Raw genomic sequence first — 16763 nt, 5'->3', positions numbered from 1 at the left:
TTAGTGATTACTAGTGGTATTAGTATACATATGCGTTTTCGTCTACCAGTTTTGTTGCAATAGTTTCCTTTAGGGCTACTACGTTTGGCATATTGGTATATTTAGTGAATCGTTTAAGGCCCATAAGCATCATGCGTTGTTCGTCACCTTCAGCAAATGATGCAATACCTTCTTTACCTTTAATGTTAACGGTATCTACCGCTCTGTAAAGGTATAGCTGAGCCATTGCAATTTGCTCTTTTACGTTTTCTTCGCCTTTGCTTTTTGCCAGTTTCTCTGTTCTCAGTATAACCGACTCGGCCATGTATATTTCAATAAGGATATCAGAAGCGGCCATAAGCAGTTGCTGGTGTTGGTCAAGGTCCGGTCCGTATTTTTGTACGGCACTACCTGCCACCATTAAAAATGCTTTTTTAAGCTTCCCGATAAGCTCTTTCTCTTCAGCAAATAATACCGAATAATCAGGTGTATCAAACGATGGTATAGCCATAAGCTCTTCGGCAACTTTCATTGCAGGACCTAAAAGATCTACGTGACCTTTCATTGCTTTTTTAACAAGCATACCTACCGACAGCATACGGTTAATTTCGTTTGTACCTTCATAAATACGGGCAATCCTTGCATCTCTCCATGCGCTTTCCATTGGGGTATCTTCAGAGAAGCCCATACCGCCAAAAATCTGGATACCTTCGTCACTACAGTTCTGAATATCTTCAGATACCGCTACTTTAAGGATAGAACACTCAATAGCAAATTCCTCTACACCTTTAAGCTCAGCATCCTGATGCGATTCTCCGGCAGCAACACGAGCCTCAATACGGTCTTCAATGCTTTTTGCAGCACGGTAGCACGCACTTTCTCCGGCATAGGCACTTGCAGCCATTTCTGCCAGTTTGGAACGTATAGCACCAAAGCTGGAGATAGGAGTGTTAAACTGAATTCTTTCATTAGAATATTTAACAGCGCCAGAGATGGTTCTTCTTTGTGCATCAAGACAGGCGGCTGCCAGTTTAATACGACCTACGTTAAGGGCGTTCATGGCAATTTTGAAACCGTTACCTCTTTCAGAAAGCATGTTCTCTACAGGTACTTTAGTTTCGTTAAAAAATACCTGACGGGTAGAGGAGGCGCGGATACCCAGTTTATGCTCCTCTTCATTCATAGAGATACCATTGCTTGGATCGTTCTCTACAATGAATCCGGTAATGTTTTTATCGTCTTCAATACGGGCAAATACAATAAACAGACTACAGAATCCCGCATTGGAAATCCACATTTTTTGTCCCGTTATCTTGTAATGCGTACCGTCTTCACTAAGCACAGCCTTTGTTTTCCCCGAGTTGGCATCACTACCTGCACCCGGTTCAGTAAGGCAGTAAGCGCCAAACCACTCTCCGCTGGCAAGCTTAGGTACATATTTCTTTTTCTGTTCTTCAGTTCCGTAAAGGGTAATTGGCATAGTACCAATACCGGTATGTGCACCAAATGCTGTTGAGAACGAACCTGTAGCCCCCGATATATAGTCACAAACCAACATGGTTGAAACAAATCCCATACCCAGTCCGCCATACTCTTCCGGTACCGCTACACCAAGAAAGCCAAGCTCTCCGGCTTTCTCCATACACTCTTTAGTGTAGGCATAATCTTTATGTTCAAAACGGTCTTTGTGCGGCCATAATTCACGGTCTACAAATTCTTTAACCGTGTCGCGCATCATAACCTGCTCTTCCGAAAAATCTTCGGGTGTGAATACATCTTCACACTTGGTTTCTTTTACAAGGAACTGACCTCCTCTTGTTATATTGTTTACCTCTGACATAGTATATTCTTTAGTTTTATTTTAAATTTTGAATTCTAAATTTTAAATTTTTGAAACGCTTTCCTGTGATGTCTTTATTATCTTGGTTATGATATTGATTATATGCTCAATATCTGTAAGATAACTAGCTACAGGAATTTGTGTTAAATCTGATTTATCAAGCAGGCGAAGCCAATATTTAGTTTCTCTTGCTTCTTTTGAAGCAATGGCCATTTTGCTTATAAAATCTTTTTTAGACTGAGCAGCTATGGCTTCCTCAACATTAGCACCTATGCTTGTACCGCATCTCAATAATTGTTTTGAAATGATGAATTCATTTTCTTTTTTTAACTGTGTATAAAGGTTAATAATGCTTAATGAAAACTCAAAGGTCTTTACGGCTATTATGTTATCCTTCATACATTCAAAATTTAAAATTCATCATTTAAAATAATAATTACATTAGTTCATAAACTCCGGCAGCTCCCTGTCCGGTACCTACACACATGGTAACCATACCGTACTTGCTTCCGCGGTTTTTCATTTCGTCGAATAACTGAACAGACAGCTTAGCACCTGTACATCCCAGTGGGTGACCTAGTGCAATGGCACCACCATTCACGTTTACAATATCCTTATTAAGCCCAAGCTCGCGTATTACGGCAAGCGACTGAGAAGCAAATGCCTCATTAAGCTCAATAAGTTCTATATCATTAAGGTTTAAGCCTGCCATTTGTACCGCTTTCGGGATGGCTTTTACAGGGCCTATACCCATAATCCTTGGTTCAACACCGGCAGCAGCATAGCTAACCAGACGGGCAATAGGCTCAAGGTTAAGTTCCTTAACCATTTCTTCGCTCATTACCATAACAAAGGCAGCACCGTCACTCATTTGGGAAGATGTACCCGCAGTTACGCTACCATCGGCAGCAAATACAGGACGTAGTCTTCCAAGGGCTTCAACCGATGTATCGGCACGCGGACCTTCATCTTTAGTAACGGTATAGCTTTTAGTGGCTTTTTTACCATTTTCGTCTACATATACCTGCTCTACAGTGATTGGCACAATCTGTTTGTCAAATTTACCTTCCGCCTGAGCTTTAAGTGCTTTTTGGTGTGACTGGTAACCAAATTCATCCTGATCTTCACGGCTAACGTTGAACTGCTTTGCAACCGCTTCGGCAGTAAGTCCCATTCCCCAGTAATAATCTTCGTGACCGTTTTTAGCCAGTTTATAATCAGGTACAGGTTTGTAACCACCCATAGGGATGTAGCTCATACTTTCGGCACCACCTGCAATAATACAACTAGCCATTCCGCTTTGTATTTTGGCTGTAGCCATAGCGATGGTTTCCAGTCCCGATGCACAGTAACGGTTTACTGTAACTCCCGGAACATCTTCAACCTTAAGTCCCATAAGGGAAATAAGGCGGGCAAAGTTTAATCCCTGTTCTGCCTCCGGCATGGCATTACCTACCATTACGTCGTCAATTCTTGATTTGTCCAGCTGCGGAAGCTCATTCATAATATGCTGAATGGTTTCGGCGGCCAGTTCGTCAGGCCTTTTAAAGCGGAAAACCCCTTTTGGTGCTTTCCCCACAGCCGTTCTGTATGCCTTTACTATATATGCTGTTTTCATTTTATTTTAGATTTTAGATTCTGAATTTGCCGAATCATTTTAAAATTTATAATTCAGCATTCAAAATAATTAGTTGCGTAGCGGCTTTCCTTTGGTTAACATGAACTGTATTCTCTCCAGTGTTTTTCTCTCACCACAAAGTGACAGGAATGCTTCCCTTTCAAGATCAAGAAGGTACTGCTCTGTAACCAGTGTAGGTTCACTAAGGTCACCACCAGCCATAACATAAGCCAGTTTGTTTGCAATTTTCTTGTCGTGTTCAGAGATGTAATGTCCGGCTTCCATACTGTCTGTCCCTACAAGGAACATACCCAGTGCCTGTTTACCCAGTACTTTTACATCTTTACGTTTAACCGGCTGGGTGTAACCCGCTTCGGCAAGTAACTTGGCATGTTTTTTAGCTTCGGCAATCTGCCTGTCTTTATTAACCACAATAACGTCTTTACCATGCTGAAGTATACCAAGGTCAAACGCCTCATAGGCCGATGTTGACACCTTAGCCATACCAATGGTTAGGAAATACTCCTGAAGTACGTTAAGTTCTACGTCGTTTTTACGGAAGGTATCGGCAGCACGCAGCGCCATCTCTTTCGATCCGCCACCGCCAGGGATAACCCCAACGCCAAATTCCACAAGTCCGATATACGTTTCGGCAGCAGCCACAACCTTATCGGCATGCATGCTCATTTCACAGCCACCGCCCAGTGTCATACCATGTGGTGCAACCACTACCGGTATAGACGAGTAGCGCACGCGCATCATAGTATCCTGGAACATTTTGATAGCCATGTTAAGCTCATCATATTCCTGCTCTACAGCCATCATGAATATCATACCAATATTAGCACCAACCGAGAAGTTTGCCGCCTGGTTACCAATAACCAGTCCGTCATACTCTTTTTCAGCAAGGTCTATGGCTTTGTTTATGCCCTGTAGCACACCACCGCCAATGGTATTCATTTTAGACTGGAACTCAAGGTTAAGGATACCGTCGCCAAGGTCCTGTATAATGGCCTCGCTGTTGCTCCATACCTTTTTGCTCTCGCGAATGTTGTTAAGTATAATAAAGGCATCCTGACCCGGAACTTTTTTCTGGGATTTAGATGCAATGTTATAATAGTAAGTAGCCCCCTCTTTTACAGTATAGAAGCTTTTGTTGCCCGATGCCAGCATTTCGTTAACCCATGCTGCAGGCTCAAGCCCTTCGGCTTTCATTAGTTCGATACCTTTTTCAACACCTACGGCATCCCATATTTCAAACGGACCGTTTTCCCAGCCAAATCCGGCTTTCATGGCGTCGTCTATTTTATAAAGGTCATCGGTAATTTCAGGTATACGGTTTGACACATAGGCAAACATACCCGAGAAGTTTTTACGATAAAACTCTCCCGCCTTATCTGTACCTTTTACAAGTACTTTAAAACGGTTAATAGGCTTGTCTATAGTTTTGGTAAGTTCCAGTGTAGCAAACGATGCTTTTTTCTGCGGACGGTATTCCAGCGTATCTAAATCAAGCGCAAGGATATCTTTGTCTACTTTTTTGTAAAAGCCCTGTTTTGTTTTGCTCCCCAGCCATTTGTTTTCCATCATGGTGTCGATGAATCCCGGAACTTTAAACAGTTCGTGAACCTCATCGTTAGGGCAGTTTTCATAAATACCGTTTGCAACGTGTACAAGGGTATCAAGCCCCACTACATCTACCGTACGGAAGGTAGCCGACTTAGGGCGACCTATTACAGGGCCGGTAAGTTTATCAACTTCCTCTATGGTTAAGCCCATTTCCTTAACCTGATGGAAAAGGCTCATAATGCCATAAATACCAATACGGTTACCTATAAAGGCAGGGGTATCTTTTGCAACTACCGATGTTTTACCAAGGAATTGCTCACCATAGTTATTTAAAAAGTCCAGTACCTCCTGTGAAGTTTGAGGACCCGGTATAATTTCGAAAAGTTTTAAGTATCGTGGCGGATTAAAGAAGTGTGTTCCGCAAAAATGTTTCTGGAAGTCCTCACTACGGCCTTCGCTCATAAAGTGGATAGGTATACCCGATGTGTTTGATGTGATAAGTGTACCCGGTTTGCGGTACTTTTCAATTTGTTCAAACACTTTTTGTTTAATATCAAGCCTTTCAACAACTACTTCAATTACCCAGTCGCAGTCGGCAATTTTAGGAAGATCATCATCTATATTACCGGTAGCTATTCTTGAAGCAAATTTCTGGTGGTAAATAGGGGAGGGTTTAGACTTAAGGGAGTTGGCAAGGTGTTCGTTTACAATTCTGTTTCTAACTACCTTATCCTCCAGTGTAAGCCCCTTTTTCTTTTCGGCTTCCGTAAGTTCTCTTGGGGCTATATCCAGCAAAAGAACCTCAACACCTATATTGGCAAAATGGCAGGCAATTGCCGATCCCATTATACCGGAGCCTATTACGGCCGCCTTCTTAATAGTGCGTTTCATTTTTTATAGTTGTATTTTTAGTTGTTTGTTAAATGAAACAGCCCGCGAAGGCAGTTTCACCTGTTATTATTTTGCTTTGTTTTCAATCTCTGCTTCGGGCTGTTCGGTTGCAAAAATTTGTTTTTCGGCAATCAGCTCGTTTATAACTTCGGCCACTTCCACAAAATGATCCATTTTTTGCTGGGATACACGTTGCTTTACAGCCTCATTGAATTTTAAAACTACTTCTTTTGAAAGATCTCTTTTTTCCCTGCCCAGTTTAGTAAGGTGTATAATTACACCACGACCGTCTACAGGGTTTTTTTTACGGACAATAAGTCCTTTTTCTTCCATTGATTTTAATGTGCGTGTTAGGCTTGTGGCCTCCATTCCCATTTGTGGACCCAGTGCTGTAGACGAGATGCCTTTCTCCTTGTCAATAGAAAGCAAAGCAAATCCAATAGACATTGTTGCTCCATACTTTCCGGCTTCTTCGTTGTACATTCTTGCCACTGCCTGCCAGGTTGCCCTGAGAATGTAATCTATAGTTTTATCTTTCATAAATAATGGTTTCTCAAAGGTAATAAAAATTTATTATGCATGCATATTAAATTTAAAATAATTTTATCTAAAATTAAAAAACTCTCCACATAAGGAGAGTTAAATATACGCATTACTGCGGTATTGTTAATTATTATGCATGAATATTATCAGTTAAGTAAATGTTATTTTTGCAAAAATATTTGGCAGTTAGGAGTGTAGTGATGTTTTAAGATGTAAATCGTAAAAGTAAAGTTATGCCCTTTTTATATAAGGAATAGTTTTATGGCTTTTAATTAAAGGCCACGATCGTGTAAAACCTGTTATAGGGAAACATACTGTAGTACTTTGCAAGAAATCAATATCGCTAAAGGTGAAGGACGATATAATTATTTGTTCCCCGTTTTTTAATGTGAATACTGTATAGAATATTTCATGCCAGGGTAATTGTTTCTTTCTTTTTTGGTAGGCATGTGTACTATGTACTACCTCAGCTTTTTCTATGTCGTCATCGGTAAAAGTTATTTCTATGTTGTTGTTAGTATAGTTATATATGCCTTCTTTTCCCTGATTTATTATGTGAAATATGCTATGCCTGTTGTGCTTGCTGTGATTATAGTAAATGATTAAAAAAGGTAACAGAAATATCAACAGGCTTAATGTTCCGTAAAGGGCGACAGCATAAAATACAGGTTTTAATAAACCCGTTAAGCAATATACAAATAGCCCTGTACCAAAAGGAATTGCAAGTGCCGGTACAACAGTTTTCCAAACATACCTTTTTTTGTTTGTGGTGAAGTCAAATTTGGTTTCACTCATTAAACATAGGTTTTAGTGCACTTCTCCATTCATGCTCTATATTTTGCATTAGCAGTGCATTGTCAAACTGTATAGAACCATTAGGGAAGAGATTGGTGTCGTTAAAATAAGATGATTCTACTTTTGTAACCTCAAGGGGTTTTATCTCCCAATTATAGGTGTGTAGTATTATGCTGTCTAAACCCGAATTACAAGGGGTAAAACCAACACTTCCGTTTTTAAAAAAAACTGATGCCGTTTCCATATTACCAAAAACTGAATTTGAGTTAAATACATCGGCTTCACTGGCTTCTATATTCATAAAAGTAGTATCGTTTGTTGTATAACTGATGGCGTAATGACCACTGGATTCGTGTACGTTAAATTTTGCCTTGTAATGTTTACCGGGAAATACCCTTCCGCCTGCAAGTGCGTTTATAAATGATGATGTATCTCTTCGGGGTATATAAACTCCTTCTTTAGTTTTACCATTTTCATCCCATTCTACAGCAAAGCGATGGGCAGCATTTTCAGAATTTACCCCAATAAACTGTGACAAGCCTTTAGGGCGAATGTTTTTTAACCTTATTAGACAAATACCCACAATGGCTTTACCATTTTGGAGTTTAGGTCTTAAAGGGTAGGGTAATAGTTTTTGAACTACAAAAGGATCAGCAATATAGTTTATTAAAATACGCCTGTCTATAATACCGTGAAGCGTTGGTATTTTCATGGTAAGGTTTTTACTTTTATAAAAGTATTAAAAAAAGCCTATTTTAATTGTTTATACTTCTTAAATACTTAGCGGGTACATTATCTGTTAGCCATACTTTATTGTCTGACAGGTAAAAAGCAAAACCGTCGTTATGCATTTGTAGTGCCAAAATTTCCAATACAACGGGTTTGCCGTGGCGACTGCCTACGTTTACTGCAGTTTCTTTATCAGAACTTAGGTGTACATGTAACCTGTTTGCCTTGTTTAGTCCGTTTGCGAGTATGGAATCAAAATTTTTTATTGCAGTACCATGGTATAATACTTCAGGTGGTTGCTGCGGTTCATACCCACTGTTTATTATAACCGAATGTCCCTGACTGGCTCTTATAAGGGTGCAGTCGTCATTAAATGCAAAGCGTTTTTTATTATTGGTATCTACAATGTGCTTTAGTTCGTTAAAGTTGAAGTTAACTCCTGCCTTACCCGATAGGATAATTAAGTCTTCAACATTTACCCATCCGTTTTCATTAAGTTTTATACCTATTTGTTCGGGCTTGTGTCGCAGTACAAGACTGAGAAATTTACTGATATGGGTATTTTCTTTTTCTGAAAGCATTACTTCGTCTCGGTAAAAGTTTTACTTTCAGAAAGTAGTCCCTGTGCATTTTTGTTGTAAGCCCTGTAGTAAACAAACTTTTGACTATAATCTATTTTGTATTTTTTTTGAATTTCTTTTTTTACTACTTCAAACTCATCGTTTAGTGATGTTTCATCGTTTGGTGCTATTTGGCTCTCATAGCTTATAAGCGGGAAAACACCTTCGGCATTTTGTATAATGTTAAAATTCAGTATAACAGGCTTGCTTTGAATTTGGGAAAGCGTATCCGGTAACGGGTAAGTTCTGTTAATCTCATTGGCTAATTTTTCGATAAAATCATCAATATCTTTTGCAAAACTATACTTAATAAGGTTTTTAGCAGGCTCAAGATATCCATTTGCAATACTAGCATGATGCAGGGCATCTATATCATAACCGTTATTATGGAAGCCTTTTGCATCACTAAAAAGGTTGTTAGCATCTTTATTAAATGCGCCAAGTGCTCCCATAGTTATGTGAGTTATTTTCCATTTGTTATCTATTTTGGCATAAATAACGGTTACAAGATAATCGGTAACATCCCTATAGGTGCTTTTTAAGAGCGAAACATAGGTTTCATAATTTTGGTTTATAAACTGTAGCTTGTAGTTATGTTGTGATGACAGTATAGTAGCCTCATGGTTTACTTTGGTGTGTTTACTGTAAAACTCCTCATACACTTCATGATCTGTTTCCAGCATTCCTTTTCTAAAAGGCCAAATTACATCGCTTAGGTTTGCCGTTAGATTTTCGTTAAACCTGTCAGATCCCAATACGCTAAATACTTTTGTACTACTGTTAGAAAGGGCTTCAAAAAGGCTGTCGTTTTTAGCTTTTATAACTTCCCTTAGTTTTGGGTCTATATCGTTGTTTGAAACGGTTTCCGGTTTAGTGTCGCAGCTTTGTAGTGCGATTGCAAACAGGAATAGTGCGAATAATGCTTTTTTCATTTTAAGCGGTGTGGATTGGTTTTCTCTTTGGGCTAGCGAAAATAACAAATATTCTGCAAAATACAATTTACTCTTTATCAGGAGTTGCTTCGGTAAAAAGGGTAACAAGGTTTTTTTTAAGTAGTAATGAATTATTGTAATAACTCCATACAGATATGATAAATACTAATATCGATGAGCCTATAGCAAGATAAATGTCGGTTAATGTGTCGTTCCTGTAGTTAAGATAAATAAACCAACCTGCAACCAAAAGCGGTAGTAGTATAAGACCTGAAGAGAGTTTAATTTTAAACTCAATAACTGTATGATTGCCCATTGGTGTTACCGTGCCCTCTACAACAGACTTTTTTGTAGCCCCCGATGTTTCCATTATCTTAAAGCTGTTTTTTTGAACCACGCCTGTAAAATGCTTTTGCTTTTTATGCGGAAAGATTTTCCATAAATTTTCACTTTGCGTAAGGCGGTTAAGCCTATTCATAATTTCGTCAAAGCTTAATTGTGATTGTATGGTGTAGCGTTTGTAAGGTATCATTTTTTGTTATACTAATTTTGACCAGTATTTTTAGTAGTAATGTTGATACGGGCAACTTTACCTGTTTTGTCAATATTCACGGCAGCTATCGCATTATTTTCAAGATAGTAGGTTTCAGGCTTTTCAATAAGATTGTCGTTTACCACAATAACAGCATTTGTCCCGTCTTTATTAATTTCTTTTAAAATATCTGCAAGGCATACCAGTTCGGTTTGTTCTTTGCGGGTAATGCGAACTTCTTTGTTAGTTTTATCTGTACGTATGTTAGCTACATTAGCCGGATCTATAAAATAATGGGTAATATCTATCTGTTTATTGTCCAGGTAAGTTTTGTAACCGTTAACCGTAGGTGTCTCCTGTGCTGTTGTAGCAAAGGGTAGGAGTAATAATATATAAAGTAGTTTTTTCATGATAGTATATACTAAAAGCAATCCCAGTAAAAGTAAGCTTTACTAAAGTCTTTTTTCATCAGATTCTCTTTATTTATAAAAATATGAGCTATACCGCCATCACCAAACATAATATGTTTGTCTGTATCGATTTGTAGTAACTGAATGTCATTTGCTGTTTCAGCCGACATCTCTCTTCTGTCATATTGAGTAAATGAAGCGTAACCGCCAATTTTATGTCCGGCAGAATTAAAATAGTTGTACATTTTTTCACCATCTGTTCCGTTTAGCCTTTCCATAAAATCAAAAAAATCCATTCCGTCAAATGAGTAGTCAAACTGTGTATCTACATCACTACCTTTATCTTTAAAAGCTTCAAATGATAGGTAGTGGGGTTTGTTGATAGGTATATCCTTATAATCTTTATTACTTAGAAAAGAAAAGTCTTTTATAGGTTGAAGTTCTAAATCTTCTTTTTTATGATAAATTATTTTTGGCTCCTCACTATACCATCCGTTAGTAGAGAAAAACAGCTGTAAAATACCATCTTTAGGAAAGTTATCGGTATGCGGTACTTCTTCAAAATTAATCTGTACAGCCATAACCATAGGTTTACCGTTTTCACCCGTAGGGTATAACATGCTTTCAGGAAAAAAAGGAAAACCTAAAAACTTACTGTTTTTCAATTCCAGCTTATCCTGTAACGGACTTGTGTTAATAGGAGTGGCGTTAATTTTAACAGCATTCCTCTCGTACTTGCTCAGTTTGTATTTGTTATCTTCAAGATATTTGTCAAAATCTATAACAGGTTTTTCCGTTTTAAAAAAAAGCTGCTTTAAAGCAGCTTTAATCTTACCTGTCACCTTCGGTGCGGTATATTTTGTCATACAGTTTTTGGTACTTTTCTTTAACGGCTTTACGCTTCAGTTTAAGGGTAGGAGTCATCTCTCCGCCGTCAACCGACCATATCTCCGGAGTAAGCTCAAATCGTTTAACCTGTTCCCAGTGCCCGAATTTTTTATTGATGTCGCTTACTTCTTCCTGTATCCTGTCGTGTATTTCCTTGCTGTTGGCAATATCTTCGTTAGAGCTAATTTTAATGCCCTTGCGGGAAGCCCATTCTTTTACAAACTCAAAGTCAGGCTGTATAAACGCGGCAGGCATTTTCTCCCCTTCGCCTATAACCATAATCTGCTCTATAAAGCGCGACTGTTTCATGGCATTTTCTATAAGCTGCGGAGCAACATATTTACCTCCCGATGTTTTAAACATCTCTTTCTTCCTATCGGTAATTTTAAGGAAACCATCTTTGTCAATCTCCCCAATATCTCCGGTATGGAAATACCCGTCGGTCATAACCTCATTGGTTTTTGCATCATCCTTGTAATAGCCCATCATTACGTTAGGGCCTTTACATAGAATTTCACCGTCTTCGGCAATCTTAACTTCAAGTCCGTTAAGTGGTTTACCTACAGTACCAATTTTAAACCCACCGTTACGCTGATCGTTCACTGCAATAACAGGAGAAGTTTCTGTAAGTCCGTAACCCTCCATTACCGGAATCTCGGCTGCGGCAAACACACGGGCTAACCTTGGTTGAATGGCAGCACTACCACTTACCATAAGTCCAAGCCTGCCGCCAAGCCCGGCTTTCCATTTACTGAAAATCAGTTTACGGGCAATAGCCAGCTTAAAATCATACCAGGCACCGTTTGCGCCATAAGGTTCGTACTCAAGGCCCACCTCAACTGCCCAAAAAAACAGTTTACGTTTAATACCTGTAAGCTCACTGCCTTTGGCAATAATTTTATCATATACCTTTTCAAGAAGCCTTGGTACAGCCGTAATAACATCGGGTGTAGCCTCTTTAATATTATCGCTTACCTTTTCAATAGACTCGGCAAAGTAAGTACTCACACCATAGTATTGGTAAAGGTAAAGTATCATTCGTTCATAAATATGGCAAATAGGGAGGAAGCTAAGCCCCCTGTATTTACCTGCCTCAAACGGAACCCTTTCGGCACTCATTAAAACATCAGATACAATGTTTTTGTGCGAAAGCATTACACCCTTGGGTCTTCCTGTAGTACCCGATGTATAAATTATAGTGGCAAGGTCGTTTTCGGTAATGATGTTTTTAATATCCTCAACTTCCTGTTGGTTACTGTCGTCTTTACCCAGTTCCAGTATTTCGTTCCAGCTTTTACAGCCCGGTATGTCGTTAAAGGAATAAACCTCCTTTAGTTGGGTTTTGTCTTTAATAGACATTACCTTATCATACAGTTCCTGATCTGAAACAATACAGTGTGTAGCACCCGAGTGGTTTAATATATACTCCTGGTCTTCTTCACTAATGGTAGGGTAAATAGGTACGTTTTGAGCACCGGTTTGCAATATACCTATATCGGCAATATGCCACTCGGTTCTGTTGTTAGAGGAGATAACAGCTATCTTGTCGTCTTTTTTTATTCCTAACCTTAATAGCCCGCGGGAAAAAGCATTGGCTTTATCTACATATTCCTGTGTTGATGTTTTTACCCACTCGTTACCGTATTTAGTAACAAGCGCATCGGGTAAATTATACTTTTCCAACTGGTAATAAGGAAAATCGAATAAACGGGTGATAGTGTTCATGTGTATGGTTAAAAATTGCTTAATGCAAATTATGAAAATATATAATAAAAAGCAATTTTTTTGAGATTATGCTAAGTTTAATAAGTAACCTTTTGAAAACTATATAAATAGGTTGGTTTAATGCTGCATTTTTTTGATTTTAAATTCACCAAAAGTCACGTTTGGTTTTACATTATCTGCTTTTTATATGCGTGCATATTAAAATATATGCATTTTTTTAACCCAAATATTTTCTTCTCTTAAATGGTAGTTAATCTCCTTTTGGAAATACTAAGCCTATATTTGTGCCGTTTATCAGAAAGACTTTACATAAATCATCTGTCATGCTGCGATACTTCGCTATTATTCCTTTGTTTTTGTTCTCTAATCTGGTTTTGGGTCAGGCGAAAGCCGATACCTCCTATGTAGCCGAATATCCGCAAAGGATAATGCTTACCGGCTTTTTAACGCAAAACAGTATTCAGTTGAGTACCGATGATAAAGAGTATATGCCCAACAATCCTTTAAAAGTAGGGGCAGGTATAGCAATAAAGAACACGGTAATCAACCTGAGCTATAACTTTGGTCTTGCGCCTCTAGCCGATAAAAGGCAGGGTGATACTAAAGCTGTAGATATACAATTACACCAGTATGGCAGGTATTTTGTACTGGATTTATTTTATCAGAAATACAAAGGGTTTTATACCGATAATGATGACGATATTCAACTGTTTCCCGATATGTCTGTTAGAAATATAGGAGCCGAATTTGCCTATGTTTTTAAAGGAGATAAGTTCTCTACTAAGGCAGCGTTTCAGCAAAGTGAAATACAACTGAAGTCGGCAGGAAGTTTTATACTTGGCGGTGGCGCTTATCTTTTCAGGATTAATCCGGGGGGCGAACTTTGGGAGAATGATCCCAATCATTTAGATAACCTTCAGTTTGGTGTGAATGCCGGCTACGCCTACACTTGGGTTATTAACGAACGTTGGCTGCTTACGGGTATACTTACTGCCGGAGTGAATGTGGGTAACGACCCCGATATGCTTAAGGACTGGAAAGTGGAAGCTTACCCAACAGCTTTAGGAAGATGGTCTGGCGTGTATCATAAAAATGATTGGGCTCTTGCAGCAACCGTACTGGTTAATAATAAAGTAGTATACCCTGATGGCGAAAATGACCTAAACTTTACCGGAATTAATTTCCAGATGTCATTTGTAAAGCATATTGATTTTTAGGAGTATTTAATTATAAGTTTTAGATACTTAAAGGTCAAGCCTTACATTAGTAATACACCTATTTCATTTAGTGCTATGAATAGTACAAAAAGGCAAACTATATTTTGTATTATAAATAGCCTTTTTTGGTTTTTAATTAAGTAGGTTAAAGCAATATCCAGTAAATAAAAGAAAGTTGTAAAACCTAACGGAATTAAAATTAATGAATAAGTATAATCCTGTATGGCAGTAAATATTGAGAAAGCTATAGAGATAAATATGAATAAATAAAGTAAATGGCACATCTCTCTTAAGGGAGACCATTTTACAGTATTAAAGTTCTTGATTTTATTATAATACCTAATCAAAAATCCAATTAAGGCAATTGTAAAAAGTATAAAAATAATTATCATATTTTTCTGGATTTTAGTGTGTTTTAAGTTCAAAGTTATATGCCATACACATTAGCACGAAAAACAATAAGTTGGTAGTAAATTTCATGTGGTGATTTGTTTTTTGGTTGTGCTGTAAAGTAAAGTAAAAAAACGCTAAACTTTCTTACTACCAGCCTGTAGCGAGTAAACTTTTTGCAGCTTTTACACTACACTTTTGGTACTTGCTGTAAGCGGCGGCGGCTCGCTGTTGTATTTGTATATTGTTTTCACCATTAATATAACCTGTAATGGCGTCATGTAGGGTATAGGTTTCCGGGCACATAAGCCCTGTAGTCCATACTAAAGGGTTTACATTGGCTTTTTTTAAATGTTTACCAAAATAGCTCTTACTGTAACAGGCCAGTATAATAACATCACGTTTTTTACCATCGGTATTGGTATAATCGTCATACAGGTTAAAATCCATTAGTCCGTCATGACCTGTGTAGGTAATAAGTTTGGAGTTTCCTGCAATGCCCAGTGTTGTTCCGTTTACATTGAGAGTATCTTTAAGTTTACCAGCGCTACTGTTTAAAAAATCTTTGGTACACTGTTTTATGTATTTACCATTGTAAGCATCGGCTATCAGGTAATAGTTTTTAGAGGTGTGTTTAAATACCAGTCGCTCCATTATTATAGTGTCCTTTTTCTCTTTTTTAAGAAGCTTCCATTCGGTACTCTTTTTAAAAAACGTCCTTACACCATAACCACAGCCCCAGTACAGGTTATTATCGGGATCCTGACCGTTACCTATAGCTTTTGGTACAGGTACTATACCCTGATATTTATTGTCGCACAGTGCCACATAAACATGAATGGTTTTTGCTGTTGTATCAAAAACTATATTATTTACTGGCGGACTTGTTTTAGTCGTATCGGTTAAGGCTGTTTCATGACTAACTACGGGCTCTTCCTTTTTTTTACCACAGCTCACAAAAGTTAGGCTAAGGGTTATAAAGAGAATAGTAAAGTGTTTGGTTATCATTATTTTACAGTGTTGGTGTTTAGCTATAATAACTGTAAGCGTATGTAAAATAGTATAAAGAGTAGTTTAAAAGATAAACAATAGTGATGTTTAATGATTGGTTAACTTGATACTTTTAAAAAAGTAACATATAAAAAAATCCCCCTAATATAGGGGGATTTACATTTATTAGGTATTAAAATTTAAGAGCAAACTCTGTAGCAAATTCTTCCAGTTTTATTTTGCCGTTTGCAGTGCCTGTGGTAGCCAGGAAATGTTCCTGTATACTACCGTCGCTTAAACCACGACCCATATCGGTATACATTTCGGCAATATCGGCAGGTAGCCCAGCCTGTGTCATTCCTTCAATAAGCTGTTCATCTGTAAAAGGTACCCAAGGTAGTTCTGGTTTTCCTATAGCATTACCCAGTGCTTTTGCCACTTCCTGAGTGGTGCGCACATCACTAATAGCATAACGAATACTGCTTTCTCCGTTTAGGTTTACCAGTTCTTCAGCGGCTACAGCTGCAATGTCTTTAGGGTGTACTAATGGTAGGACAGTGCTTGCTGAATAGTTAGAGCCCAGTATACCTGCATTTTTAATAAGCGGAATATCGTTGAAGTAGTTATAGTAAAAGAAACCTGCCCTCACAAAAGTGAACTTAACATTTGGTATCTGGTTATAAAAACCTTCAATGCGGTGTAGGGCTGCAATGGGTCCGTTACCGCTAGGTTTATCAGCTCCTATACTGCTTAGCATTACCACTCTTTTTACCCCCGATTTTTCTATGGCTTCCGCCAAAGTTTTACCGGCATTGGTTGTGTTCTCCACCACATTACCACCACCAAGGTTAGGAGGGGTCATGGCAAAAACGGCATCGGCACCTGTAAAGGCATCGGTTAAAAAGGCAGCATCGTTAATACCGCCTATAAGAGCTTTAGCACCAAGTTTTTCAATATCCTGTTTTCTTTCGGCACTGCTGCTAACTATGCTAACATCGTGACCGTTTGCAATAAGTGTTTCTGCAATATGTTTTGCTACGTTACCTATTGATCCTGTTACTGTTATTTTCATGATTTTTACTTTTTTATTTGTTG

The 16763-nt window shown here is 38.3% G+C and carries 16 protein-coding genes; 1 reads left to right on the top strand and 15 read right to left on the bottom strand.

Annotated features, from left to right (window positions below):
* Positions 1-19 precede the first annotated feature (19 nt).
* From GN157_RS00420 to GN157_RS00360, 13 genes are all read right to left on the bottom strand, one after another.
* Complete coding sequence (locus GN157_RS00420; RefSeq protein WP_157481149.1) at positions 20-1819, bottom strand: acyl-CoA dehydrogenase family protein; 1800 nt, start codon at positions 1817-1819, stop codon at positions 20-22.
* A gap of 42 nt (positions 1820-1861) precedes the next feature.
* Positions 1862-2218 carry a four helix bundle protein gene (locus GN157_RS00415; RefSeq protein WP_157481147.1) on the bottom strand — a complete coding sequence of 119 codons (357 nt, stop codon included), beginning with the start codon at positions 2216-2218 and terminating at the stop codon, positions 1862-1864.
* A 37-nt stretch (positions 2219-2255) separates the two neighbouring features.
* Entirely contained in the window at positions 2256-3437 is a 1182-nt protein-coding gene (locus GN157_RS00410) for an acetyl-CoA C-acyltransferase (protein WP_157481145.1), read from the bottom strand.
* A gap of 69 nt (positions 3438-3506) precedes the next feature.
* Positions 3507-5897, bottom strand: coding sequence for a 3-hydroxyacyl-CoA dehydrogenase/enoyl-CoA hydratase family protein (locus GN157_RS00405; protein ID WP_157481143.1), 2391 nt, complete (start codon positions 5895-5897; stop codon positions 3507-3509).
* A 66-nt stretch (positions 5898-5963) separates the two neighbouring features.
* Positions 5964-6437: a MarR family winged helix-turn-helix transcriptional regulator gene (locus GN157_RS00400; RefSeq protein ID WP_035132783.1), complete on the bottom strand. Its 474-nt coding sequence runs from the start codon at positions 6435-6437 to the stop codon at positions 5964-5966.
* 234 nt (positions 6438-6671) lie between these two features.
* Positions 6672-7235 carry a hypothetical protein gene (locus GN157_RS00395; RefSeq protein WP_157481142.1) on the bottom strand — a complete coding sequence of 188 codons (564 nt, stop codon included), beginning with the start codon at positions 7233-7235 and terminating at the stop codon, positions 6672-6674.
* A complete protein-coding gene (locus GN157_RS00390; RefSeq protein WP_157481141.1) occupies positions 7228-7947 on the bottom strand; it encodes a DUF2071 domain-containing protein in 720 nt (239 codons plus the stop codon). The genes GN157_RS00395 and GN157_RS00390 overlap by 8 nt, the downstream gene beginning before the upstream one ends.
* Positions 7948-7990: 43 nt before the next feature.
* Entirely contained in the window at positions 7991-8545 is a 555-nt protein-coding gene (locus tag GN157_RS00385) for an RNA 2'-phosphotransferase (RefSeq protein WP_157481139.1), read from the bottom strand.
* Positions 8545-9516 (bottom strand): hypothetical protein, encoded by a 972-nt coding sequence (locus GN157_RS00380; RefSeq protein WP_157481137.1) that lies wholly within the window; start codon positions 9514-9516, stop codon positions 8545-8547. The genes GN157_RS00385 and GN157_RS00380 overlap by 1 nt, the downstream gene beginning before the upstream one ends.
* A gap of 67 nt (positions 9517-9583) precedes the next feature.
* A complete protein-coding gene (locus GN157_RS00375) occupies positions 9584-10048 on the bottom strand; it encodes a hypothetical protein (RefSeq protein WP_157481136.1) in 465 nt (154 codons plus the stop codon).
* Between the two features lie 11 nt (positions 10049-10059).
* On the bottom strand, positions 10060-10458 hold the full coding sequence (locus GN157_RS00370) for a hypothetical protein (protein ID WP_157481134.1): 399 nt from the start codon (positions 10456-10458) through the stop codon (positions 10060-10062).
* Positions 10459-10469: 11 nt separating this feature from the next.
* Positions 10470-11324 (bottom strand): YwqG family protein, encoded by an 855-nt coding sequence (locus GN157_RS00365; RefSeq protein WP_157481132.1) that lies wholly within the window; start codon positions 11322-11324, stop codon positions 10470-10472.
* On the bottom strand, positions 11290-13071 hold the full coding sequence (locus tag GN157_RS00360; RefSeq protein WP_157481130.1) for an AMP-dependent synthetase/ligase: 1782 nt from the start codon (positions 13069-13071) through the stop codon (positions 11290-11292). The genes GN157_RS00365 and GN157_RS00360 overlap by 35 nt, the downstream gene beginning before the upstream one ends.
* Positions 13072-13394: 323 nt before the next feature.
* On the opposite strand from GN157_RS00360, the gene GN157_RS00355 reads away from it, so the two are divergent.
* A complete protein-coding gene (locus tag GN157_RS00355) occupies positions 13395-14288 on the top strand; it encodes a DUF4421 family protein (protein WP_157481128.1) in 894 nt (297 codons plus the stop codon).
* A 540-nt stretch (positions 14289-14828) separates the two neighbouring features.
* Here the strand turns inward: GN157_RS00355 and GN157_RS00350 are convergent.
* Positions 14829-15686 carry a hypothetical protein gene (locus GN157_RS00350; RefSeq protein ID WP_231749017.1) on the bottom strand — a complete coding sequence of 286 codons (858 nt, stop codon included), beginning with the start codon at positions 15684-15686 and terminating at the stop codon, positions 14829-14831.
* Between the two features lie 175 nt (positions 15687-15861).
* Positions 15862-16740 (bottom strand): NmrA family NAD(P)-binding protein, encoded by an 879-nt coding sequence (locus GN157_RS00345; RefSeq protein WP_157481125.1) that lies wholly within the window; start codon positions 16738-16740, stop codon positions 15862-15864.
* Positions 16741-16763: the final 23 nt, after the last annotated feature.

The sequence above is a fragment of the Flavobacterium rakeshii genome, from assembly GCF_009741375.1.
Classification (GTDB): domain Bacteria; phylum Bacteroidota; class Bacteroidia; order Flavobacteriales; family Flavobacteriaceae; genus Flavobacterium; species Flavobacterium rakeshii.
The sequence above is the reverse complement of the archived record's forward strand: the minus strand, read 5'-3'. Positions and strand labels throughout refer to the sequence as shown.